Below are 21,574 nucleotides of genomic sequence, written 5' to 3' on the forward strand. Positions count from 1 at the left end.
CAGTTCGTTACCCAGTTAGTTCGTCGCCTCAGTTCGTTGCCTTAGTTCATTGCCTTGGCCTCGCCGACCAGCGTCGGCTTCTCGACATAGTTCTCCGCGAAGATCTTCTTCAGATTCTCGATCTTCGGCAGGTCGTTATAGGCAATATAGGGCTGGCTCGGGTGCAGCGTCAGGTAGTCCTGATGATAGGCCTCGGCCGGATAGAACGCGTCGAGCTTGCCGATCTTGGTGACGATCGGCTTGCCGAACACCTTGGCCTTGTCGAGCTGGGCGACATAGGCCTCCGCGACCTTCCTCTGCGCCTCCGAGGTGGTGAAGATCGCCGAGCGATATTGCGGTCCCGAGTCCGGGCCCTGTCGGTTCAACTGGGTCGGATCGTGCACGACCGAAAAGAAGATCTGCAGAATCTTGCCATAGGAGATCTTCTTCGGGTCGTACTTGATCTGGACCGATTCCGCGTGGCCCGTCGTGCCGCTCGAGACCGTGCGGTAGTCGGCCGTGGCCTTGGTGCCGCCGGCATAGCCGGACACGGCGCTGACCACGCCGGCCGTGTGCTGGTAGACGCCCTGGACGCCCCAGAAGCAGCCGCCGGCGACGACAGCGGTTTCCAGCGCGTCTGAGGCCGGCTGATCCTGGGCCGGCGGCGGGATCACAACGGCCTGCTCGGCGGCGTGCAGCGGCTGCCAGGCCAGGATGCCGGCCGCCATCGCACCGAGCACGGCTGTCTTGACGAAAAGGGAGCGGGTGAGGCGCATCTTCGGATCCTCGTGAGGGGGGCTTGTCTCGTCTCGCCGGCCGGAAACACTGGCCCGGTCCGGCCTCTGCTGCAAGATACGTCGGTGCCCGGCCGGCGTTACGGGGGACGTGACACGACTGCGTGAACAGGCGGGTGGCGCGAGGCGTGCGCTATCGCCCAATGGGTGCCGGGACGGCGCTGGGAGTTGTGGCGAGAGCGTTCCAGGCATGGTGATCTGTTCTCGCGGCCCGAATTGCCCGAGGGATGCCGGTTCATTGGCCCTCCGAAAGCGGAGGGCGCAGGGAAGGCCGGACCTCGACTGAGGCCCGTGGCCCGCCTGCGGAAAAAATGCAGGCGGCAGGTACCACAGGTTCAGCCGGACAGATCCGGCCCTCCCTGCGCGATGGTTTTAACGCTTATACGTGCTCTCCCCGGGGACCGGCTGTCTTGCCCCCGTCGCCGGCGGATCATCACCGCCAGCTTGGCCTCAGCGTCGGGAGGCCAGGACCACACGCTTTCGCCGTCCGCGCCATGCCGTTCGTCCGCAGGCGCTTCGCCCGCTGCAACATGCCGCATCCATCGCATTTCACTGCCAACGTCCGTGACGATCGCGATACGTCCCCTGCCGTGCAACGAAACGAAGGCATCATAAGCCTGATTTGGGCACGGCGCGAAATGATTTATGTTTTTCAGAAGACCTTGACAGCTTTTGTCGTCGCCGGCCGATTTGCCCGACGGGCCGAACGGCGCTGCCGCATGCGAGGAAGGTGCAGTGATTCATGCATGGGTGGGCAGCTACGAGATTCACCATAGTCGATATCGTCGACGGCGCGACGCGCGACGTCCAACCCGCCAGGTCACGATCCCATCACGCTTCGCCGATCCTCGAACCATGATGTCATTCCATTGTCGCGGTCGTGATGCCGGCGCGGCGGGACGCCGCGAATATTTCCTCCATCCGATGGTCAATACAGAGGCGGTCGCGCCTCGACCGGCAGGGCCCTGACCAGGGCATCGATCAATCGAGTGCGCGCTCTCCGCCCCTTGAGAACCTGGAGAACAATCATGACAATGTGGAAATCGAAGGCGGCAGCCGTGCTGCTGTCGATGGCGACTGCCGCGCCTGCATCGGCGCAGGGTTGGTTCTACGGCGAGCAGGAGCCGGGGGCGTTTCAGGCGATGTATCCCGATCGCGACGTGCTCAACGGCGGCGCACTGACGCCGGCGGGACGAATGGGCCTGGTGCGCGCCTCCGGCGCGGTGCTCGTGTTTCCGCCGCCGGCTCATCTCCGCCCGTATGATCGGCTGCCGCAGCGGCGATGACGCGTCGCCCGGAAGGCGCCCCTATGATCTGCTGCCCGGACAGCGGCTGCCGCGCTACGTCTGAGCGATGGCGCGATCACGAACGGCCGTCGGCTCGCGCGGTCGTGATTGGGATGCCGCTTTCGCCTGCCTACATCATCGCCTGCGTGAACTGGTGCGCAACAGGGAAGACCGATCATGATCGCATTCAGGAGCCTGGCGGCAGCTCTGCTGATGTCGACGCTGGCGGCCACCGCGGCATCGGCCCAATTCTCCGAGCCGGCGGCCTATGCGGCCATGCATCCCGAACGCGACGTGCTCAATGGCGGCGCGCTGACGCCGGCGGCGCAGGCGGAGCTGGGCCGCCGTGGCACGTCGGCCTTTCCGAATGCAAATGCAGCGATGCCGCCGGCCGATCGCGTGGGGCCGCATCGGCGTCATCGGCGCTGAGCGCGTCGCCTCAGTTGGCGTGCTCCTCGCGCTCGTGGATGACGCTGGCGCGGCCGACGATGAGATCGTCGACCTGGCCGATGCGTGCGACGTCCTTGCCGGCATAGGGCAGGGAATGCAGCACGCAGCGCATCGCGTTCAGCCGCGCCCGCTTCTTGTCGTCGGACTTGATCACGGTCCACGGGCAGTCGGCGGTGTCGGTGGAGAAGAACATCGCCTCCTTGGCGCGGGTGTAGTCGTCCCATTTGTCGAGCGAGGCGGTGTCGATCGGTGACAGCTTCCACTGCTTCAGCGGATGCGCCTCGCGCTCCTTGAAGCGGCGGCGCTGCTCCTCGCGGCTGACCGAGAACCAGAACTTGATCAGGTGCATGCCGCTGCGTACGAGGTTGCGTTCGAACTCCGGCACCTGGCGCAGGAACTCGTCATATTCGGCCTGCGAGCAGAAGCCCATCACGCGCTCGACGCCGGCGCGGTTGTACCAGGAGCGGTCGAACAGCACGATCTCGCCGGCGGTCGGCAGGTGCTCGACATAGCGCTGGAAGTACCATTGGCCGCGCTCGACGTCGCTCGGCTTGTCCAGCGCCACGACGCGGGCGCCGCGCGGATTGAGATGCTCCATGAAGCGCTTGATGGTGCCGCCCTTGCCGGCGGCATCGCGGCCCTCGAACAGCAGCACCAGGCGTTGCCGCGCATCCTTCATCCAGTTTTGCAGCTTCAGCAGTTCGGTCTGCAGGATGAATTTCTGCTCCTCGTAGTCCTTGCGATACATCCGGTATTTGTAGGGGTAGCCGCCCTGGCGCCAATTGTCGGCGAGCTCGTCGGAGGTGTGGCGCCTGTCGCGCTTGGCTTGTTTGCCTTCGATCAGCGCTTTCATCAGCTTGGCATCGTCGGGGGCTGCGCCGTCCAGCATCGCCTTGATCGGTGCGCTGTCGGCGTCGAGTGCCGGCGGTCCGTTCAGCACGGTCTCGAACGCCGATAGCCCGGTGATCTGCGCAGCCTGCATCTGTTCGTCGACCAGCGACTGGGCGATCGGATCGAGCCCCGCAGCCGATTGCCGGCGCGGGGCGTGCACGGTGGCGGCTGCGCGCTTCATGCGTTGGCCATTGGAGGCCTTGGCTTTCGTGGTCTTGGACTTTGCCATGCGATTCCGCTGCCTGCTGTTGGTCTAACAGAGATGTGAATCGATTTTTATCCGCCAAGGACCCTGCGTCAGGTTGACGTGGATCAACCGGCCGCAGGTGGGTACCAGCGAGGCGAGGGAAATCGCCTCGCGCGGTAAAGCCGGCGTTACACCACGATCGACAGCCGCTTCGCGGCCCGTGTGATTCCGGTGTAGAGCCAGCGGGCGCGGCTCTCCTGGAAGGCAAAGCTCTCGTCGAACAGCACCACGTCGTCCCATTGCGAGCCCTGCGACTTGTGCACGGTCAGCACGTAGCCGTAGTCGAATTCGTCGTAAGGCTTGCGCTGCTCCCACGGGATGTCCTCGATGCCGCCGCCGAAGCATTCGCCGCGCACCGAGACTTTCGTCACCTTGCGTCCGAGATCCTCGTCGGGCGCGACCCGCATCGTCACGATCTTGGATTTCGAGGTCGCGCGCGACTTCACCCGCCATAGCCCGCCATTGAACAGGCCCTTCTTGCGGTTGTTGCGCAGGCAGACCAGCTTGTCGCCGGCAACGGGGAGGGCGTCCTCGATGTCGAGGCGCTGTCGAAAGCGGTTGTTGTAGGCGCGGCGGGTGGCGTTGCGGCCGACCAGCACCTGGTCGGCCTCCATCACGCGCGACGGATCGAGCTCGCGGCGCTCCACCACCTCGCTCTCGCCGTAGCGGCCGATGTCGAGCGTGTTGCCTTCGCGCACGTCCATCGACATCCGCACGATCGGATCGTCCTTGGCCTGGCGATGCACCTCGGTGAGCATCACGTCGGGCTCGCTCTCGGTGAAGAAGCCGCCGCCCTTGACCGGCGGCAGCTGCGCGGGATCGCCGAGCACCAGCAACGGGCAGTCGAAGGACAGGAGATCACGGCCGAGATCGGCGTCGACCATCGAGCATTCGTCGATGATGATCAGCTTGGCCTTGGACGCCGGCGCGTCGTCCCACAATTCGAAGTTCGGCTGCTCCTCGCCGCTCTCCTGCGCGCGATAGATCAGCGAGTGGATGGTGGAGGCATTGTCGCAGCCCTTGCTGCGCATCACCAGCGCCGCCTTGCCGGTGAAGGCCGCGAACTTGACCTCGCCGTCGACGTCTTCGGCGATGTGGCGGGCCAGCGTGGTCTTGCCGGTTCCGGCATAGCCGAACAGCCGGAACACCTGCGGCGTGCCGTTCTTGCCCGGCTTGGCTTTCAGCCAGTCGCCGACGGCCTTGAGGGCGGAATCCTGATGCGGGGAGAAGGTGGTCATGGCTCAACGAAATGGAGCCGCGCGGCGACTCGGGGACATTCCGTGAACCTAAGGGCTGACGGGGAGAGATCAAGCGCTCGATGTGAATGGGTCCACGCCTCCCCCGCTTGCGGGGGAGGTCGCATCGCATCGGAAGATGCGATGCGGGTGGGGGAACGCTCCGGCGGGTCTGCCCGTGTGGCGCCCCCACCCCAGCCCTCCCCCGCAAGCGGGGGAGGGGGCGCAGCGTGCCTGCGGCGATCGCTCGTTCCCCGCCAGAAGAAGCCTACTGCCAGCCCGGGACGCCGCGCATGTCGGGCAGGTGATGCGCGATGCCCTTGTGGCAGTCGATGCAGGTCTTCTCGCCGGTGAAGAGGAAGCGCTGGTGGGCTTCGACGGCCCGCGGCGACTGCTTGGTGATGTCCATCGACTGCGCGCTGTGGCAGTTGCGGCATTCGAGCGAGTCGTTCGCCTTGAAGCGCGCCCATTCGTGCAACGCCAGTTCCAGCCTGCGGTCGGTGAACTTCTCGCGGGTGTCGATCGAGCCGAACAGATGGCCCCAGACCTCCTTGGAGGCCTGCATCTTGCGCGCGATCTTGTCGGTCCAGTTGTGCGGCACATGGCAGTCCGGGCAGCTGGCGCGCACGCCGGAGCGGTTGGAGAAGTGGACGGTCGTCTTCAGCTCGGCGAACACGTTGTCGCGCATCTCGTGACAGCTGGTGCAGAACTTCTCGGTGTTGGTGATCTCCAGCGCGGTGTTGAAGCCGCCCCAGAAGATGACGCCGGCGAGGAAGCCGGCGAGCACCAGCACGCCGAGCCCGAACACGGAGCTCGGCTTCAGCAGGACGTCGATGAGGTCGAGCATGAACTGCCAGGCGCGGCCGGCAAGGCCGAGCCGCTTTTCGGGGACGGGCGCTTTGGCGCCCTCCGGGATGTCGGCGCTGCTCATCGCTTGCCACCCGGCCTGTCGTGCGCCAGCAGCGTGTCGATGTCGACGAAGTCGTTGCTGACAGGCGGATTGGTGACGCTCTGCGGCACGTGGCACTGGGTGCAGAAGTAGCGCCGCGGCGACACCGACGCCAGGAACTGGCCGTCGCGATCCATGAAATGGGTGATCGACAGCATCGGCGCCTTCGACTCCGCCGTGCGCGCCCGGGCGTGGCAGGACAGGCATTTGTTGCCCTGCATGTCGACCTGATAGCCGTCGATGGCATGCGGAATCACCGGTGGCTGCTCCGGATAGTTGCGCACCTCCTTCTCGGCGGTGTTCTTCATCGGCTGCATCGGCGGCGCAGGACCCTCGTCGTTGAGCGGCGCAGGACCGCGCAGCGAGGACGAGACGCTCTGGGCGAGCAGGGCGCTCGATCCGGCCGCAACGCTGGCCGCGATCAGCATGACAGCGATTTTTCTCATCATGATGGTCACACCCGCTCGATGCGCACGGCGCACTTCTTGTAGTCGGTCTGCAGCGAGATCGGATCGGTGGCGTCGAGCGTCACCTTGTTGATCAGCTTCGACTCGTCGAACCACGGCACGAAGACGAGGCCGCGCGGTGGCTTGTCGCGGCCGCGGGTCTCGACGCGGGCGCGGATGAAGCCGCGGCGCGAGGCGACCTTGACCTCGTCGCCGCGCCGCAAGTTCGCGGCCTCGGCATCGTCCGGATGCATGAAGCAGACGGCTTCGGGGAACGCCTTGTAGAGCTCGGGCACGCGGCGCGTCATCGTGCCGGAATGCCAATGCTCGACCACGCGTCCCGTCGACAGCCAGAACGGATAGTCCTTGTCGGGCGATTCGGCCGGCGGCTCGTAGGGCAAAGCGAAGATGCGCGCCTTGCCGTCGGGGAAGCCGTAGAACTGCACGCCGGTGCCGGCCTTGACGTAAGGATCAGAGCCCTCGCGAAACCGCCAGCGCGTCTCCTTGCCGTCGACCACCGGCCAGCGCAGGCCGCGCTCCCGGTGATAGGCCTCGAACGGCGCCAGGTCATGGCCATGGCCGCGGCCGAACGCGGCGTACTCCTCGAACAGGCCCTTGTGGACGTAGAAACCGAACGCCTTGGACTCGTCGTTGGCATAGCCCGGCTCGATCTGGTCGAGCGGAAACTTGTCGACCTGGCCGTTCCTGTAGAGCACGTCGAACAGCGTCTTGCCGCGCACGTCGGGCTTCTTGGCGATCAGCTCCTCAGGCCAGACCTCCTCGATCTTGAAGCGTTTGGAGAACTCCATCAACTGCCAGAGATCCGAGCGTGCCTCGCCCGGTGCCGACACGAGTTGGTGCCAGAACTGGGTGCGGCGCTCGGCATTGCCATAGGCGCCCTCCTTCTCCACCCACATGGCCGTCGGCAAAATGAGATCGGCTGCGAGCGCGGTGACGGACGGATAGGCGTCGGAGACGACGATGAAATTGTCCGGATTGCGGAAGCCCGGATAGGTCTCTTCGTTCGCGTTGGGGCCGGCCTGGAGGTTGTTGTTGACCTGCACCCAATAGGCGTTCAGCAGGCCGTCCTTCAGCATCCGGCTCTGCAGCACGGCGTGATAGCCCGGCTTGTCGGGGATCGTGCCTTCCGGCAACTGCCAGATGTGCTCGGCCTTGGTGCGGTGCTCCTTGTTGGTGACCACCATGTCGGCGGGCAGGCGGTGCGAGAAGGTGCCGACCTCGCGCGCGGTGCCGCAGGCCGAGGGCTGGCCGGTCAGCGAGAACGGGCTGTTGCCGGGCTCGCTGATCTTCCCGGTCAGGAGATGGATGTTGTAGACGAGGTTGTTGCACCAGACACCGCGGGTGTGCTGGTTGAAGCCCATGGTCCAGAACGAGACCACCTTGGTCTTCGGATCGGCATAGAGCTCGGCCAGCGCCTCGAGCCGATTCAGCGGCACGCCGGACATCTCGGCGGCCTTCTCCAGCGTATAGTCGGAGACGAACTTGGCATACTCGTCGAACGAGATGTCGGTGGCGTCGTTGGCCTTGGCTGCGCCGGTGGCCTTCTTCTGCAGCGGATGCTCCGGGCGCAGGCCGTAGCCGATGTCGGTCTGGCCCTTCTTGAACACCGTATGCGCCTGGACGAACTCCTTGTTGACGCGGCCGGTCTTGATGATGTGGTTGGCGATCGCGTTGAGGAGATAGAGATCGGTCTGCGGCTTGAACACCATGCCGATGTCGGCGAGGTCGAACGAGCGGTGCTCGAAGGTCGAGAGCACGGCGACCTTGACATGCGGCGCCGACAGGCGCCGGTCGGTGACGCGGCTCCACAGGATCGGATGCATCTCCGCCATGTTGGAGCCCCACAGCACGAACGCATCGGTGGCCTCGATGTCGTCGTAGCAGCCGGCCGGCTCGTCGATGCCGAAGGTGCGCATCATGCCGGCGACGGCCGAGGCCATGCAGTGCCGCGCATTCGGATCGATGTTGTTGGAGCGGAAGCCGGCCTTGAACAGCTTTGACGCAGCGTAGCCTTCCCAGATCGTCCACTGTCCCGAGCCGAACATGCCGACGCCGGAGGGACCGCGCTTCTTCAGCGCGTCTTTGTACTTCGCGGCCATGACGTCGAACGCTTCGTCCCAGGAGACGGGGGTGAACTCGCCGTTCTTGTCGTACTTGCCGTTCGTCTTGCGCAGCATCGGATGCGTCAGGCGGTCATGGCCGTACATGATCTTCGAGAGGAAGTAGCCCTTGACGCAGTTGAGGCCGCGATTGACCTCGGCCTTGATGTCGCCGTGGGTGGCGACGACGCGGTTGTCCTTGGTCGCGACCATCACGCTGCAGCCGGTGCCGCAGAAGCGGCAGGCGGCCTTGTCCCATTTCAGCTCGCTGGCTTCGCGCTCGGTGACGAGGTTCGCCGCAAGCGAGCTGCCGGGCATGCCGGCGGCGGCCGCGGCAATCGCGGCGGCTTCCAGCTTCAGCATCTGGCGACGATCGATCTTCATGTCGGTCATTGGTGTCTCGTGTGATTAGCCGGCGTCGATGGCGTGGAAGACGAGGCAGGCGGAGTGCACGTGCGGCAGCAGGCCGATCCGGTTCATGGTGGCGCCGAGCGCGCCGGCATCGGGCGCATCGACGACGACGATCAGCTTGCCGCGTGCGTCGCGGCCGTGAATCTCGCAGCCGGACAGCGCGAGGATGTCGGCTTCGACGCGGTCGAGCTGCTCGGGCCGGGTCTGCACGATGATGCTGGCGATCTCGCCCTTGGCCGGTGCGACGACGGGATCGGCGGTGAGGACTCGGCCGGTGATCAGAGCACGGCGGTCGAGGGAGGTGCGGTGTGAGAGCATGGCGGGGTCCTTCCGATCAGTGCGCCGCGGGCGGCCCGGGTGGCCCGGCCATCATCTGGTAAACCCAGACCGTGAGCCCGTAGGAGCCGACGGTGGCGACCGCGAGCGCGGGCATCAGCACAGCGGTGAGAAACAGGAAGGCAACAATTTCCATGCGTCTGCGACGCGCACGCGCGTTCGCATCGCCGCCAACGAGCGACATGAGAGAATTCTCTGCTAGGGGAGGTTCAGTTCAGGAGGGATTGCGGCATCCGGGCCGCGCCTGATCTTCTGTTTAGGAAGGCTCCGGAAACCGGCGTTGACCTGGATCAAGCGGGCGGAACCCCGCGCACACCGGCGCACCGCCAGAGCGGAGTCGCGCCGGTCCCCACTGAGCTCTTGGTTGACGGGCTGTGAAGACGCGTGATCGCAGCTTTGCTTGCGAGAAATTCTCGCTGCTCTGCGCCGCGGTCTCGATACGAACATCCCCTCCGGCCGTAAGTCGATAGGACCCGCATCGCTATTTTTCCGGGACGCTCGACACGCGTTGCGCCTGCCACCATCATTCTGTGCATCGCATCAATGCGGATGCAGTCTTGGTCGGAGAGGGCAATGAAGCGTCGTGATTTTCTGAGATTGTCGTTGGCATCGGCTGCGGTGATGGCCTCAGCGGCGCCGCTGCGCGCCGAGGACAAGCCGAAGGAGATCCGCATCGGCACCCAGAAGGGCGGCTTCTTCCCGGCGGTGAAGGCGCGCCGCACCATCGAGGATACGTTCAAGCCTGTCGGCATCGACATCGTCTGGGTCGACTTCCAGTTCGGCCCGCCGCTGCTGGAGGCCATCAATGTCGGCAGCGTCGATTTCGGCTATGTCGGCGACGCGCCGCCGATCTTCGCGCAGGCCGCCGGTGCCAAGATCCGCTACGCGGCGGCCGTCAAGCAGAACGGCAGCAGCCAGGCGATCATCGTGCCCAAGGACTCGCCGATCAAGTCGCTCGCCGATCTCAAGGGCAAGCGCGTCGCCTTCGGCAAGGGCTCGAGCGCGCACAATCTCCTGGTCGCCGCGCTGGAGAAGGCGGGCCTGTCCTGGACCGACATCACGCCGGCGCCGCTCGCGCCCGCCGATGCCACCGCCGCCTTCGTCAAAGGCTCGGTCGATGCCTGGTCGATCTGGGATCCGTATCTCGCGCTTGCCGAGCTCAAGGAGAATGCGCGCGTGATCGTGTGGGACAAGGATGTCCACAAGCCAAACTCATTCTACATCGTCGGCTCCGACTTCGTCGAAAAGTATCCGGCCGTCGTCGCCAGGCTGAACGCGGCTTTCGCCGCCGAAGGCGTGTGGGCCAACAGCCATCACGAGGAGGTCGCCAAGGCGCAGGCCGAGGCCACCGGCGTCGACATCGAGGCGGTCAAGCGCTTCGTCGACCGCTCGGTCTATAGCGTCGTGCCGATCGACGACGAGGTGATCAAGAGCCAGCAGGCCGTGGCCGATCGCTTCGCCCGTGTCGGCCTCATTCCCAAAGCCGTCAACGTCGCCGACATCGTCTGGAAATGGACGCCGTCCACCTGACGGCTGTCCCGCCACTCAAATCCGAAAGAGAACGACATGAGCAACGCTTCGTCGAAGCCCAATGTGCTTTGGTTCCTGCCGACCCATGGCGACGGCCGCTATCTCGGCACCTCGCAAGGCGGCCGCGAGGTCAACTTCAACTATCTGCGCCAGGTGGCGCAGGCCGCCGATCAGCTCGGCTATTACGGCGTGCTGATCCCGACGGGACGCAGCTGCGAGGATTCCTGGATCGTGGCGTCGGCCGTAGCGCCATTCACCGAGAAGCTGCGCTATCTCGTGGCGGTGCGTCCGGGTCTGCAATCGCCGGCCGTGGCCGCGCGCATGACCGCGACGCTCGACCGCGTCACCAACGGTCGCCTGCTGGTCAACGTCGTCACCGGCGGCGATCCGGTCGAGAACAAGGGCGACGGCATCTTCCTGTCGCATGAGGAGCGCTACGAGGTCACCCGCGAGTTTCTCACCGTCTACAACGCGCTGCTCGAAGGCGAAGCCGTCAACTTCGCCGGCAAGCACATCAAGGTCGAGGATGGCCGGCTGCTGTTCCCACCGGTACAGTCGCCACGCCCGCCGCTGTTCTTCGGTGGCTCGTCGGATGCCGGCATCGACGTCGCCGTCGATACGGTCGAGAAGTATCTTACCTGGGGCGAGCCGCCGGCAGATGTCGCGGCGAAGATCGCCAATGTGAGAGCAGTCGCCGACAGCCGTGGCCGCAGGCTGTCGTTCGGCATCCGCCTGCATGTGATCGTGCGCGAGACCAACGCGGAGGCGTGGGTCGCCGCCGACGACCTCATCAAGCACGTCACCGACGACACCATCGCCTCGGCACAGAAGATTTTTGCGCGGATGGATTCGGTCGGCCAGCAGCGCATGTCGCAGCTGCATGGCGGCCGGCGCGACAAGCTCGAGATCAGCCCGAATCTGTGGGCCGGCGTGGGCCTCGTCCGCGGCGGCGCCGGCACCGCGCTGGTCGGCGATCCCGACACGGTCGCGGCGCGCATCCGCGAGTACCAGGAGCTCGGCATCGACACCTTCATCCTGTCCGGCTACCCGCATCTCGAAGAAGCCTACCGCTTCGCCGAGCTGGTGTTTCCCAAGCTTGGGCTGAACGTGTCCGAGCAGGCCGGCAACGTGACCAAACTGCGCACCAACACCGGCCCATTCGGTGAGACCATCGCCAACGAGCATCGTCCGTTGCAGAGAGCCTCGCAGTCATGAGCCTGATCGAAAGTCTTCCCAAGGTCCGCAAGCTCGCGGTACCGCGCGCGGATGCGCTGATCCCCTGGCTGGTGCCACTCGCGATCATCCTGATCTGGCAGGCGGCCTCGGTCGCCGGCCTGGTGTCGCCGCGGGTACTGCCGGCGCCGACCGACGTCGCACGCGCCGGAGGGAAGCTGCTGCTATCAGGCGAACTCGGCCGCAACATCTGGGTCAGCTTCTGGCGCGCGTCCATCGGCTTCTTGATCGGTGGTGGCATCGGCTTCGCCTTCGGGCTCGCCAATGGCCTGTCGCAGCTGTCGGCGAAACTGACGGACACCACGCTGCAGATGGTGCGCAACGTGCCACATCTGGCGCTGATCCCGCTGGTCATCCTGTGGTTCGGCATCGACGAGAGCGCAAAACTGTTCCTGGTGGCCCTCGGCGTGTTCTTCCCCGTCTACCTCAACACGCTGCACGGGATTCGCACCGTCGATCCGCAACTCATTGAAATGGGCCGCGTCTACGGCATGACCGACGGCGAACTGTTTCGCCGCGTGATCTTCCCCGGTGCGTTGCCGTCGATCTTCGTCGGTCTGCGCTTCGCGCTCGGCATCATGTGGCTCACCCTGATCGTCGCCGAGACGATCGCGGCTTCTTCGGGCCTCGGCTACATGGCAATGCAGGCGCGCGAGTTCATGCAGATCGACGTCGTCGTGCTTTCCATCCTGATCTACGCCCTGCTGGGCAAGGTCGCCGACAGCGCTTCGCGGGTGCTGGAACGGATGACGCTGTCCTGGCATCCGGCCTTCAGCAAACATTGAGGTTCGTAAATGCAGCAAGCGCTCCGAATTCCCGTGTCCGGCGTCGAGGCGATCGACGGCACTGACGTGATCGGGCATGCCGAGGCCTTCCGCCACGCGAGGAAGCCCGGCGTGACCCCGGCCAAACCCGCGACGCGCGGCCTGCCGCTGGTGATCCGCGACCTTCGCAAGGCGTTCGGCGACAACGAGGTGCTGCGCGGCATCGATCTCGAGATTCCGGGCGGTCAGTTCGTGGCGATCGTCGGTCAGAGTGGCTGCGGCAAGAGCACGCTGCTCCGCCTGATCGCAGGTCTGGACAAGCCGACGTCGGGCAGCATCAGCTTCGGTGAAGCCGCGGCGCGGCCCGAGGACGTCCGCGTCATGTTCCAGGAACCGCGGCTGCTGCCGTGGGCGCGGGTGCTCGGCAATGTCGAGGTCGGCCTCGGCCGCGAGCGCAAGGCCGCCGGCGCCCATGAGCGCGCGCGGCAGGCGCTGGAGGAAGTGGGTCTCGCCGACAAGCGCGACCAATGGCCGGCGGTGCTGTCCGGCGGCCAGAAGCAGCGCGTCGCGCTGGCGCGCGCGCTCGTCAGCGGTCCGCGCCTGCTGGCGTTCGACGAGCCGCTCGGCGCCCTCGATGCGCTGACGCGGATCGCGATGCAGCGGCTGCTGGAGCGGGTCTGGGCCGATCAAACCTTCACCGCAATCCTGGTCACCCATGACGTGGCGGAAGCCGTGGCCCTGGCCGACCGGGTTCTGGTCATCGAGAATGGCCGGATCGCCGAGGATATCGTGGTCGATCTGCCGCGCCCGCGCCAGCGTGGCTCTGCGGAGCTTGCGGCGCAGGAAGGCTCGATCCTGGGCCAGTTGCTTGGACCGGGCGCGGCGGGTTAGGAGAGAATATCGCAATGAACTCCATCGTCCGCCTCATGCCCGACGCCTCCGCGCTTCAGCCCGATTTCCGCTCCGCGATGCGCCAGCTGGTCGGCGGCGTGAGCGTGATCACCGTCGGGCGCGGCGATGAGGTCACTGGCATGACGGTGAGTTCGCTGTCATCGCTCTCCATCGAGCCGGCGTCCGTGATCGTGAGCCTCAATCGGAACGCCTCGTCATGGCCGATCCTGCAGCGGGAGCGTGTTTTCGGCGCCAATCTGCTCGCCGCGGGCCAGATCGGCGTGGCCGAGCGGTTCTCGGGTAAAGGCGGTCTCAGAGGCGCCGAGCGGTTCGCCGGCGCGGAGTGGCGCAAGCACGTGACCGGCGTGCCGCTCCTGGTCGGGGCACTCGCCGCGCTGGACTGCGAGGTCGAGGAGATCATCGAGCGGCACTCTCATGGCATCGTGATCGGCCGCGTGGTGCATGTCGAGGTGGCGCCGCAATCGGCAGCCCTGGCATATTGGCATGGCGGCTATGTGCACGTCGACCGCGACGAGGACGTGGCCCGGCTCGCCCCCCTCGGCGGGCCCGATCCGCAGGACGAGCCCTAGGCGGTGAGCGGCGGTTGGCCGCAGGGTGGCGTCCCGAAGCTGGACGCCGTAAAAGCACCGCGGCCTTGAGGCGGTGTTTGCGGCGGAGCTGATGAAACGGATCGGAACCTGGGCGCTCTATCTGATCGGCACGGCCGCGATCCTGTATCTCGCGCTCTATGCCTATGCCGTGCTGACGCAGCGCGAGTTCACGCCCGGCGATCCCATTCACATCTTCCGCAATCCCGAGGCGCCGAACTATTCGTGAGGCTGTGCCCGGCGACGACGCGCCGGCGTATTCTCGCGAACCCACGGATCCGGGGACTGTTCACAGTCCTGTAGCTGCATCCAATCGTCGGTCAGAAACTGCACGCGGCAGCGGCGCCACACTTTGATGTGTCCGCCATCCGGCGACGTCTCGACATCTGATAGCGACAGGGTGGGCGGCCGCCAGCGATAGCTGCGTTCGTTGTCCCAGCCGTCGCAGCCCTCCCTGCCACAGGCAACCGTTCGCGAGATCAGCTTGCCCTTGCCTGCGAAGCACCAGCTCCGGGCGCCCCATTCCTGACCCGACGACGGATTGACGAGCGGTGCGTGCGACGTCTGCTCCCAGCAGCCTGACAGCACGCCGCGCGTTGCGGCATCAGCCGGCGAAACGGCAAGCGGCGCGCCGAGGGCCAGCGCGCCGCCGAGAACGAACCGGATAGGCAGATTATACGGGGCTCGGCATGCGCGGCGTATCGCCGGAGCCCGGCGGCGGGATCGGCACGCCGCCGTCGGCATATTCGTTGAGCTTGTTGCGCAACGTGCGGATCGAGATGCCCAAGATATTGGCCGCATGTGTCCGATTGCCCAGGCAGTGCTTCAGGGTCTCCAGGATCAGGTCACGTTCGACATCGGCGACCGTGCGGCCGACCAAGGCGCGCGTGACCTGCTCCGCCGCCATCGTAGCATGCGCTACGGCGGGTTGGGTCTTGCCGATGTCGAGGCGGGTGCCGTCGGGCGTGAGGATGGCATCCGGCCCGATCTCGTCGCCCTGCGCCATCAGCACCGCGCGATGCATCGTGTTCTCCAGCTCGCGCACGTTGCCCGGCCAGCGGTTGGTGGTGAGGATGCGCTTGGCCTCCGCCGAGATCGGCCGCAGCGGTACGGCATTGGCCTCGGAATATTTGCGCGCGAAATGCTGCGCCAGCTCGAGAATGTCGGCGGGGCGCTCGCGCAGGGGAGGGATCTTCAGGTTCACGACGTTGAGCCGGAACAAGAGGTCCTCGCGGAACGAGCCCTCGCGCACGGCGTCGGCCAGGTTGCGGTTGGAGGTCGCGATGATGCGGATGTCGACGGGGACGGGGCGGGTGCCGCCGACGCGGTCGATCACGCGCTCCTGGATGGCGCGCAAGAGCTTCGACTGCAGCCGCACGTCCATTTCCGAGATTTCGTCCAGCAGGAGCGTGCCGCCATTGGCCTCCTCGAACTTGCCGATGCGGCGGGCGACGGCCCCGGTGAAGGCGCCCTTCTCATGGCCGAACAGCTCGGACTCCAGGAGGTGCTCAGGGATTGCGGCGCAGTTGATCGAGATGAAGGGACGCTTGGCGCGGGCCGAGCGGGTGTGGACGTAGCGCGCCAGCACCTCCTTGCCGGTGCCGGACTCGCCGGTGATCATCACCGAGGCATCGGAGCCGGCGATCTGCTGGGCGAGCTTGATCACCTTCGCCATCGCCTCGTCGCGATAGACGAGGTCGCGGCTGTCATTGGCGACGGCGGCGAGCACGGCGGCGATCAGTTCGGGATCCGGCGGCAGCGGAATGTATTCCTTGGCGCCGGCATGGATGGCGGCGACCGCGGCGCGTGCATCGCTGGTGATGCCGCAGGCGACGATCGGCACGTGGATGTGCTCTGCATCGAGCCGCATCACCAGGTCGCGGATGTCGAGCGCGACGTCGACGAGGAGCAGGTCGGCGCCCTTGCCGCCGCGCAGCACCCGCATCGCCTGCTCGTTGTCCTCGGCATGGGTGACGGTGGCGCCGTTCTCCATGGCGATCTTGGTGGCCGTCGTCAGCTGGCCCTTCAGCGTTCCGACGATGAGAAGCCGCATGTTGGTCTCCTATTCGGTCGTGCCGCTCTCGATCGGCACGCAGGTCATGTCTGTCAGTTGCGGTCGGACTTGATGATTTCGGTCATCGTCACGCCGAGCTTGTCTTCGACCAGAACCACCTCGCCGCGTGCCACGAGCCGGTTGTTGACGTAGATGTCGATCGCCTCGCCGACCTTGCGGTCGAGCTCGAGCACGGTGCCGGGCCCGAGCTTCAGGAGCTCGCCGACATCCATCTTGGAGCGGCCGAGCACGGCCGAGACCTGAACCGGGACGTCGAACACCGCCTCGAGGTCGGCCGCGATGCGCGCGGCATGCTCTTCCTCGTTGTAGCCGACGTCCCCGCCCAGCGGAGGCGCGTCCGCCGCATTGAGGTCGGGAAGCGGGATCTCGTTGTCGCTCATGACTTAACTCCCTCGGCCACCACAGCGGCCTAGTTCTTCTTGGACGCCATGTAGCGTCCGACCAGCTCGTTGATCTTGGCGTCGATCGCAGCGCGCTCCAGCACGACGCCGCCATCGGCCCATTCGATACGGCAGTCGCCGGTCGCGATCTCCGGCTCGGCGAGGATCACGAGGCGCCCCTCGAAGCCGCTCTGCTTGGCGAGCTTCTCGATCTTCTCGCGGGCGAGCTCGTACAGCGTCTCGTTGATGCGCAGCACGAGGTGCGGCGTGGCAACCAGATGCGCGAAGCAGTCGTGCACGAGTCCAATGATCTCGCCGAGCGGCTCCGCCTCGACCAGCGCCGCGCACAGCTTGCGGGCGACGGCGACCGCGACATCGACGGCCTCGGTTTCCATCCGCTGCTCGATGCCTTCGAAGCGGGCGGAGATGCCCTGCAATTGGATGTTGATCTGCTCCAGCGCCGAGGCGACGCGGCGGTCGGCCTCGACCTTGGCTTCGCGCTGTGCCGCCTCGTAGCCGTTGCGATAGGCGGCGGCTTCGGCGGCCGCGACCTTCTGTGCGATTTCCGCGGACGTGGCTGCACGCTCCCGCGTCGTCTTCTCCGGCGCGGCGAAGTCGGTATCGAACAGGAATTTCGCAGGCTGAGCCATCAATACACCAGTTCGTCGTCGGCGCGGTTCTTGCTGAGCATGATCTCGCCCTTTGCGGCGAGGTCCTTGGCGAGATTGACGAGCAGGGCCTGCGCCTCGTCGACGTCGCGCAGCCGCACCGGCCCCATGGCGGCCATGTCGTCCTGCAGCATCTTGGCGGCGCGCGACGACATGTTGCCGAAGAAGAAGTTGCGGACCTCCTCGTTGGCGCTCTTGAGCGCCACGCCGAGCTTGTCCTTGTCGACATTGCGCAGCAGGGTCTGCGCCGAGGCGGAATCGAGCTTGATCAGGTCGTCGAAGGTGAACATCAGCGCCTTGATGCGCTCGGCCGATTCGCGGTTCTCTTCCTCGAGCGACGTGATGAAGCGGGTCTCGGTCTGGCGGTCGAAATTGTTGAAGATTTCGGCCATCACCTCGTGGGCGTCACGGCGGCGGGTCTGCGACAGGTTCGACATGAACTCGACGCGCAGGGTCTGCTCGACGCGCTCGATGACCTCCTTCTGCACCGCTTCCATGCGCAGCATGCGGCCGATGACGTCGAGCGCCATGTCCTCGGGCAGGATCGCGAGCACGCGGGCGGCATGCTCCGGCTTCAGCTTGGACAGCACGACCGCGATGGTCTGCGGATATTCGTTCTTGAGGTAGTTGGCGAGCACCTCTTCCTGGACGTTGGAGAGCTTCTCCCACATGTTGCGGCCGGCGGGGCCGCGGATCTCGTCCATGATGCCGTTGACGCGTTCCGGCGGCAGGTATTGCTGCAGCAGGCGCTCGGTGGCGTCGAAATTGCCCATCAGGGCGCCGGAGGCCGACATGCGCGAGACGAATTCGAGCATCAGGTCCTCGACCACGTCGGCTTCGATGGTTCCCAGCGTCGACATCGCCAGCGACAGTTCGCGTACCTCGTCGTCATCGAGCTGCTGCCAGATCTTGCCGCCATACTGCTCGCCGAGCGCGAGCATCATCACGGCGGCGCGCCGCGGGCCGCTCAAGGGTTCGGTCTTCTCGCGCTGCGCCTGGCGGCTCGCCAAGGTCGCGATGACCGTGGAAATGTCGTTGTTGTTGGCGTTGGCGTTCTGGGTCTGCGGCAGCGACATGGCGTCTACGTTCTTTTCAGTTCAGGCGGTTCACGTCGATCGGGTCAGCTCTGCGGCTCGGCGAGCCACTGGCGGATGATGGCGGCGGCTTCGCCCGGGTTGCGGTCGGCCAGCTCGCCCACCCGGTGGACGGACTGAGCGTGGACCTGGCCCTGGACCTGGGCGACGTCGATCATGTTGGCGGTCTGCTGGGCGTGCGCGGCGGCCTGGATGGTTTCGTCGGTGAGCGCCGGCAGGCCGCCGCCCGGGACGGCGATCTCTTCGGTGGCGATGATCTTCTTCACCAGCGGCCGCACCACCATGAACACGACCACGATGCCGAGCAGCATCATCACCGCGAGTTCGATGACGTACATGACGTCATCCTTGGTGAAGTGGAGCATGCCGAGGAAGCCGGTGGGCTCGTTGATCTGCGGCACGGCGGGGGCGTCGGCGAATTTCAGGTTGACCACCTCGACCTGGTCGCCGCGCTTCTGGTCGAAGCCGATGGCGGAGCGGACCAGTGCGGCGATGCGGTCGAGCTCGTCCTTGCTGCGCTCTTGATAGACCAGCTCGCCCTTTTCGTTCTTCGAGTAGGCGCCGTCGACCAGAACCGCGACCGAGATGCGGTTGACCCGTCCGGCCTCGGTAACTTCGGTCTTGGTGGTCCGGGAGATCTCGTAATTGTTGGTCTCTTCGGTCTTCTTGCTCTGGTCCCGCGGCTGTTGCGGCGGCGCGTTCTGCTGGTTGCCCGGCAGCTCGTTGTTGACCGTGACCTGGCCGTTGTTCTCGTTGGTCGCCGACTGCTCTTCGCGGGTCTGGCTCGAGCGCAGCACGCGGCCTTCCGGATCGTAGCGGTCGGAGGTCTGGGTGATGCGGTTGTAGTCGAAGTCGGCGGACAGCTGGACGCGGGCGCGGCCCGCTCCGACCACCGAGGAGACGATGTCCTCGACCTGCTTGCGCATCCGCTTCTCGAAGGCGTTGCGGCGCTCGTCGCCGACCTGCTGGTCGATGTCGGTCTGGGTGCCGTCGGCAAGCAGCTGGCCGGCCTCGTCGACGATCGACACCCGCTGCGGCTTCAGGCCGTTGACGGCTGAGGCGACGAGGTGGCGGATGGCGCGGATCTGCGCCGGCTCGAGGGTGCCGCGCACGCGCACGACGATCGAGGCGGACGGCTCCGGGGTCTCGCGCGAGAACAGCGGCCGCTCCGGCAGGACGAGATGGACGCGCGCCGCCTGGACACGGTCGATGGCGCGGATGGTGCGGGCGAGTTCGCCCTCGAGCGCGCGGAGATGGTTGATGTTCTGGACGAAGCTCGTGGTGCCCAGCGCGTCCGACTTGTCGAAGATCTCGTAGCCGACGCCGCCGCCCTTGGGCAGGCCGCCCTCGGCGAGCTTCATGCGCAGCCGGGTCACCTTGTCCTTGGGTACCAGGATCACGCTGCCTTCATTGCGCATCTCGAAGGGAATGCCCTGCCGCTCCAGATCCTTGATGATGCTGGAGGAGTCTTCCATCGTCAGGTCGGTGAAGAGGGTGGTCATCTGCGGCGCGGTCACGCGCATGATGACGAAGCCGAAGAAGCCGATTAAAGCAGCGGTGACTGCGATCATGGCGGTGAGCCGCGCGGCGCCCAAACCCTTCAGGAAGTCCAAGAGACCTTGCAAGCAACTGCCCCATAGTTCGGCATTCGACGGGTGGCCGCTGAAAGGTGATTTGAGCTTCGCGGGCCTTTACGGCCGGTTGCATAGATCGCGAAATTCAATCCTTAACCTTCACCAGCACCCGCATTCCAGGTGGCGATCCGATGTCGGCCGCTGCCCCGCCGTTCGCGGGACGGGGCGCGGAGGTTGAATCGAACCACTGGGCAATTATTGCCTATGGGAAGGTTTCGATATGGTTAACGGTGGTTAAAGGGTCCTAACAAAGTGTAGACATGCAAAAAATCGGCTTGGCAGGGCCAAGCCGATTTTCGAAGAAATCCCGTCGCGTCGGCAACGATCTATTGGCGATATTGCTGAATTCGGGTGGTGCGCAGGCCGGCGAGACCGTGCTGGTCGATCGAGAACTGCCACGACAGGAATTCGTCGACGGTCAGGGTGTAGCGGCTGCACGCTTCCTCGAGGGACAGCAAGCCGCCGCGAACGGCGGCAACGACTTCAGCCTTCCGGCGAATGACCCACCTCTTGGTGCCTGGAGCAGGCAAATCCGCGATGGTGAGTGGGCTGCCGTCAGGCCCGATGACGTATTTCACCCTCGGGCGATGGGGTTCTGTCATGGCGTACTCACAAACTCTTAACCACTGAACTCACGGTAAGACCCTACGCCGCCTCGCTTAAAATTTGCCTAAGCCGAGGGCGCGAATCCGGCGTTGCGCGCGAACGCCGCCACTTCCGGTGGCGCTGCGCCCCGGGAGCGGAATCGTGGTGAATGATTGGTTAAGAATTTCCGGCGCTTACGCTGACAGGTCGCCGCGGCGGCTGAGCTTGTTCAAGTCCAGCCGGGATCGGTTCAGATGGGGTGGGAGCTAGCTCACGATCCGCTGGATCTGGTTCACCGTGTAGGTCTGGCCGCCGATCGTCAGCAACGGCGGCTGCTGGGTCAGGTCGACCGAGGACACGGTGCCCTGGACCTGGGTCGAGATCGCCACCGGACTGCCATTGGTCACATCGGTCGCGACCGTCGTGATCTTGTACTGCCCGTCCGGCCATTGGGTGCCGTCATTGCCCTGGCCGTTCCAGTTGTAGGTCTGATTGTTGCCGGCGCTGGCGGTATATTTGCCGGTGAAGACGGTCTGGCCAACGCTGTTGGTGATGTTGACGGTGAGGTTGCAGTCCTTGGGGATGCTGAGGTCCCAACTCGCCTTTCCGCTGGCCATGGTCGTCGTGGAGCCGCTGACCACGGCGGTCTTGCCGACGAAGGCCAGCGCCTGGGTCGCCTGCGTCGCCTGCTGCATCGTGAGCAGCGATGCGAGCTGGTCGTTGGTCTTGAGCTGCTGCTCGACGCCGGCAAACTGCACGAGCTGCTGGGTGAACTGATTGGTGTCCAGCGGATCCAACGGATTCTGGTTCTGCAGCTGCGTCGTCAGCAGCGTCAGGAAGGTCTGGAAATTACCGGCAATCGTCGAGCCTGTGCTCGAGCCGAGGCTGTTGTTGCCGGTTGACGAATTGGTGTTGGTCGTGCCCGAGACTGGCGGGCTTGACGTGATCGCGTCGCCGATTGCCATGGAA

At 65.6% G+C, this 21,574-nt stretch carries 23 protein-coding genes; 8 read left to right on the top strand and 15 right to left on the bottom strand.

Going from position 1 to position 21,574, the window contains the following annotated elements; genetic code table 11:
• Window positions 1-41: 41 nt before the first annotated feature.
• Entirely contained in the window at window positions 42-755 is a 714-nt protein-coding gene (msrA, locus tag ACQR13_RS11460) for a peptide-methionine (S)-S-oxide reductase MsrA (RefSeq protein WP_315827654.1), read from the bottom strand.
• Window positions 756-1,801: 1,046 nt separating this feature from the next.
• Here msrA and ACQR13_RS11465 point away from each other — a divergent pair.
• Both ACQR13_RS11465 and ACQR13_RS11470 read left to right on the top strand, forming a co-directional pair.
• Window positions 1,802-2,059 carry a hypothetical protein gene (locus ACQR13_RS11465; RefSeq protein ID WP_315750089.1) on the top strand — a complete coding sequence of 86 codons (258 nt, stop codon included), beginning with the start codon at window positions 1,802-1,804 and terminating at the stop codon, window positions 2,057-2,059.
• Window positions 2,060-2,236: 177 nt separating this feature from the next.
• On the top strand, window positions 2,237-2,488 hold the full coding sequence (locus tag ACQR13_RS11470) for a hypothetical protein (protein ID WP_434844463.1): 252 nt from the start codon (window positions 2,237-2,239) through the stop codon (window positions 2,486-2,488).
• A 10-nt stretch (window positions 2,489-2,498) separates the two neighbouring features.
• Here the strand turns inward: ACQR13_RS11470 and ppk2 are convergent, their stop codons facing one another.
• The 7 genes from ppk2 to napE form a co-directional block, all read right to left on the bottom strand.
• Entirely contained in the window at window positions 2,499-3,629 is a 1,131-nt protein-coding gene (gene ppk2 / locus ACQR13_RS11475; RefSeq protein WP_434862839.1) for a polyphosphate kinase 2, read from the bottom strand.
• 146 nt (window positions 3,630-3,775) lie between these two features.
• Window positions 3,776-4,885 carry an ATP-dependent DNA helicase gene (locus ACQR13_RS11480; protein WP_315733892.1) on the bottom strand — a complete coding sequence of 370 codons (1,110 nt, stop codon included), beginning with the start codon at window positions 4,883-4,885 and terminating at the stop codon, window positions 3,776-3,778.
• 265 nt (window positions 4,886-5,150) lie between these two features.
• Window positions 5,151-5,813 (bottom strand): NapC/NirT family cytochrome c, encoded by a 663-nt coding sequence (locus ACQR13_RS11485; protein WP_316203646.1) that lies wholly within the window; start codon window positions 5,811-5,813, stop codon window positions 5,151-5,153.
• Window positions 5,810-6,280: a nitrate reductase cytochrome c-type subunit gene (locus ACQR13_RS11490; protein ID WP_316203645.1), complete on the bottom strand. Its 471-nt coding sequence runs from the start codon at window positions 6,278-6,280 to the stop codon at window positions 5,810-5,812. Before ACQR13_RS11490 ends, ACQR13_RS11485 begins: the two co-directional genes overlap by 4 nt.
• 5 nt (window positions 6,281-6,285) lie before the next feature.
• Complete coding sequence (napA, locus tag ACQR13_RS11495) at window positions 6,286-8,790, bottom strand: nitrate reductase catalytic subunit NapA (protein WP_434862840.1); 2,505 nt, start codon at window positions 8,788-8,790, stop codon at window positions 6,286-6,288.
• A 15-nt stretch (window positions 8,791-8,805) separates the two neighbouring features.
• A complete protein-coding gene (locus ACQR13_RS11500; RefSeq protein WP_315750094.1) occupies window positions 8,806-9,126 on the bottom strand; it encodes a chaperone NapD in 321 nt (106 codons plus the stop codon).
• A 16-nt stretch (window positions 9,127-9,142) separates the two neighbouring features.
• Complete coding sequence (napE, locus tag ACQR13_RS11505) at window positions 9,143-9,328, bottom strand: periplasmic nitrate reductase, NapE protein (RefSeq protein WP_315714158.1); 186 nt, start codon at window positions 9,326-9,328, stop codon at window positions 9,143-9,145.
• A 389-nt stretch (window positions 9,329-9,717) separates the two neighbouring features.
• Here napE and ACQR13_RS11510 point away from each other — a divergent pair, with 389 nt between their 5' ends.
• The 6 genes from ACQR13_RS11510 to ACQR13_RS11535 all read left to right on the top strand — a co-directional run bounded on the left by ACQR13_RS11510 (window position 9,718) and on the right by ACQR13_RS11535 (window position 14,399).
• Window positions 9,718-10,674, top strand: a complete 957-nt coding sequence (locus tag ACQR13_RS11510) for an aliphatic sulfonate ABC transporter substrate-binding protein (RefSeq protein ID WP_434862841.1) — start codon at window positions 9,718-9,720, stop codon at window positions 10,672-10,674.
• 36 nt (window positions 10,675-10,710) lie between these two features.
• Entirely contained in the window at window positions 10,711-11,889 is a 1,179-nt protein-coding gene (gene ssuD, locus ACQR13_RS11515; protein ID WP_434862842.1) for an FMNH2-dependent alkanesulfonate monooxygenase, read from the top strand.
• A complete protein-coding gene (locus ACQR13_RS11520; protein ID WP_315827661.1) occupies window positions 11,886-12,692 on the top strand; it encodes an ABC transporter permease subunit in 807 nt (268 codons plus the stop codon). Before ssuD ends, ACQR13_RS11520 begins: the two co-directional genes overlap by 4 nt.
• Before the next feature lie 9 nt (window positions 12,693-12,701).
• Window positions 12,702-13,562: an ATP-binding cassette domain-containing protein gene (locus tag ACQR13_RS11525; protein WP_315750097.1), complete on the top strand. Its 861-nt coding sequence runs from the start codon at window positions 12,702-12,704 to the stop codon at window positions 13,560-13,562.
• A 14-nt stretch (window positions 13,563-13,576) separates the two neighbouring features.
• Window positions 13,577-14,152, top strand: coding sequence for a flavin reductase family protein (locus ACQR13_RS11530; RefSeq protein WP_316193224.1), 576 nt, complete (start codon window positions 13,577-13,579; stop codon window positions 14,150-14,152).
• A gap of 91 nt (window positions 14,153-14,243) precedes the next feature.
• Window positions 14,244-14,399, top strand: coding sequence for a hypothetical protein (locus tag ACQR13_RS11535; protein ID WP_316193223.1), 156 nt, complete (start codon window positions 14,244-14,246; stop codon window positions 14,397-14,399).
• Between the two features lie 444 nt (window positions 14,400-14,843).
• Here the strand turns inward: ACQR13_RS11535 and flbD are convergent, their stop codons facing one another.
• From flbD to ACQR13_RS11570, 7 genes are all read right to left on the bottom strand, one after another.
• Window positions 14,844-16,223: a sigma-54-dependent transcriptional regulator FlbD gene (flbD, locus tag ACQR13_RS11540; protein ID WP_315714165.1), complete on the bottom strand. Its 1,380-nt coding sequence runs from the start codon at window positions 16,221-16,223 to the stop codon at window positions 14,844-14,846.
• Window positions 16,224-16,276: 53 nt separating this feature from the next.
• A complete protein-coding gene (fliN, locus tag ACQR13_RS11545; protein WP_015669138.1) occupies window positions 16,277-16,624 on the bottom strand; it encodes a flagellar motor switch protein FliN in 348 nt (115 codons plus the stop codon).
• Window positions 16,625-16,653: 29 nt separating this feature from the next.
• Window positions 16,654-17,274 (bottom strand): FliH/SctL family protein, encoded by a 621-nt coding sequence (locus ACQR13_RS11550; protein ID WP_315714166.1) that lies wholly within the window; start codon window positions 17,272-17,274, stop codon window positions 16,654-16,656.
• Window positions 17,274-18,368 carry a flagellar motor switch protein FliG gene (gene fliG, locus ACQR13_RS11555; protein ID WP_315714167.1) on the bottom strand — a complete coding sequence of 365 codons (1,095 nt, stop codon included), beginning with the start codon at window positions 18,366-18,368 and terminating at the stop codon, window positions 17,274-17,276. The genes ACQR13_RS11550 and fliG overlap by 1 nt, the downstream gene beginning before the upstream one ends.
• Window positions 18,369-18,412: 44 nt before the next feature.
• Window positions 18,413-20,011 carry a flagellar basal-body MS-ring/collar protein FliF gene (gene fliF / locus ACQR13_RS11560; RefSeq protein WP_316169306.1) on the bottom strand — a complete coding sequence of 533 codons (1,599 nt, stop codon included), beginning with the start codon at window positions 20,009-20,011 and terminating at the stop codon, window positions 18,413-18,415.
• Between the two features lie 335 nt (window positions 20,012-20,346).
• Entirely contained in the window at window positions 20,347-20,622 is a 276-nt protein-coding gene (locus ACQR13_RS11565; RefSeq protein ID WP_002714638.1) for a DUF1153 domain-containing protein, read from the bottom strand.
• A 249-nt stretch (window positions 20,623-20,871) separates the two neighbouring features.
• Window positions 20,872-21,570 carry a flagellar hook assembly protein FlgD gene (locus tag ACQR13_RS11570; protein WP_315750102.1) on the bottom strand — a complete coding sequence of 233 codons (699 nt, stop codon included), beginning with the start codon at window positions 21,568-21,570 and terminating at the stop codon, window positions 20,872-20,874.
• Between the last annotated feature and the right edge of the window lie 4 nt (window positions 21,571-21,574).

Origin of the sequence: Bradyrhizobium sp. HKCCYLRH3059 (assembly GCF_051168035.1) — a bacterium.
Classification (GTDB): Bacteria; Pseudomonadota; Alphaproteobacteria; order Rhizobiales; family Xanthobacteraceae; genus Bradyrhizobium.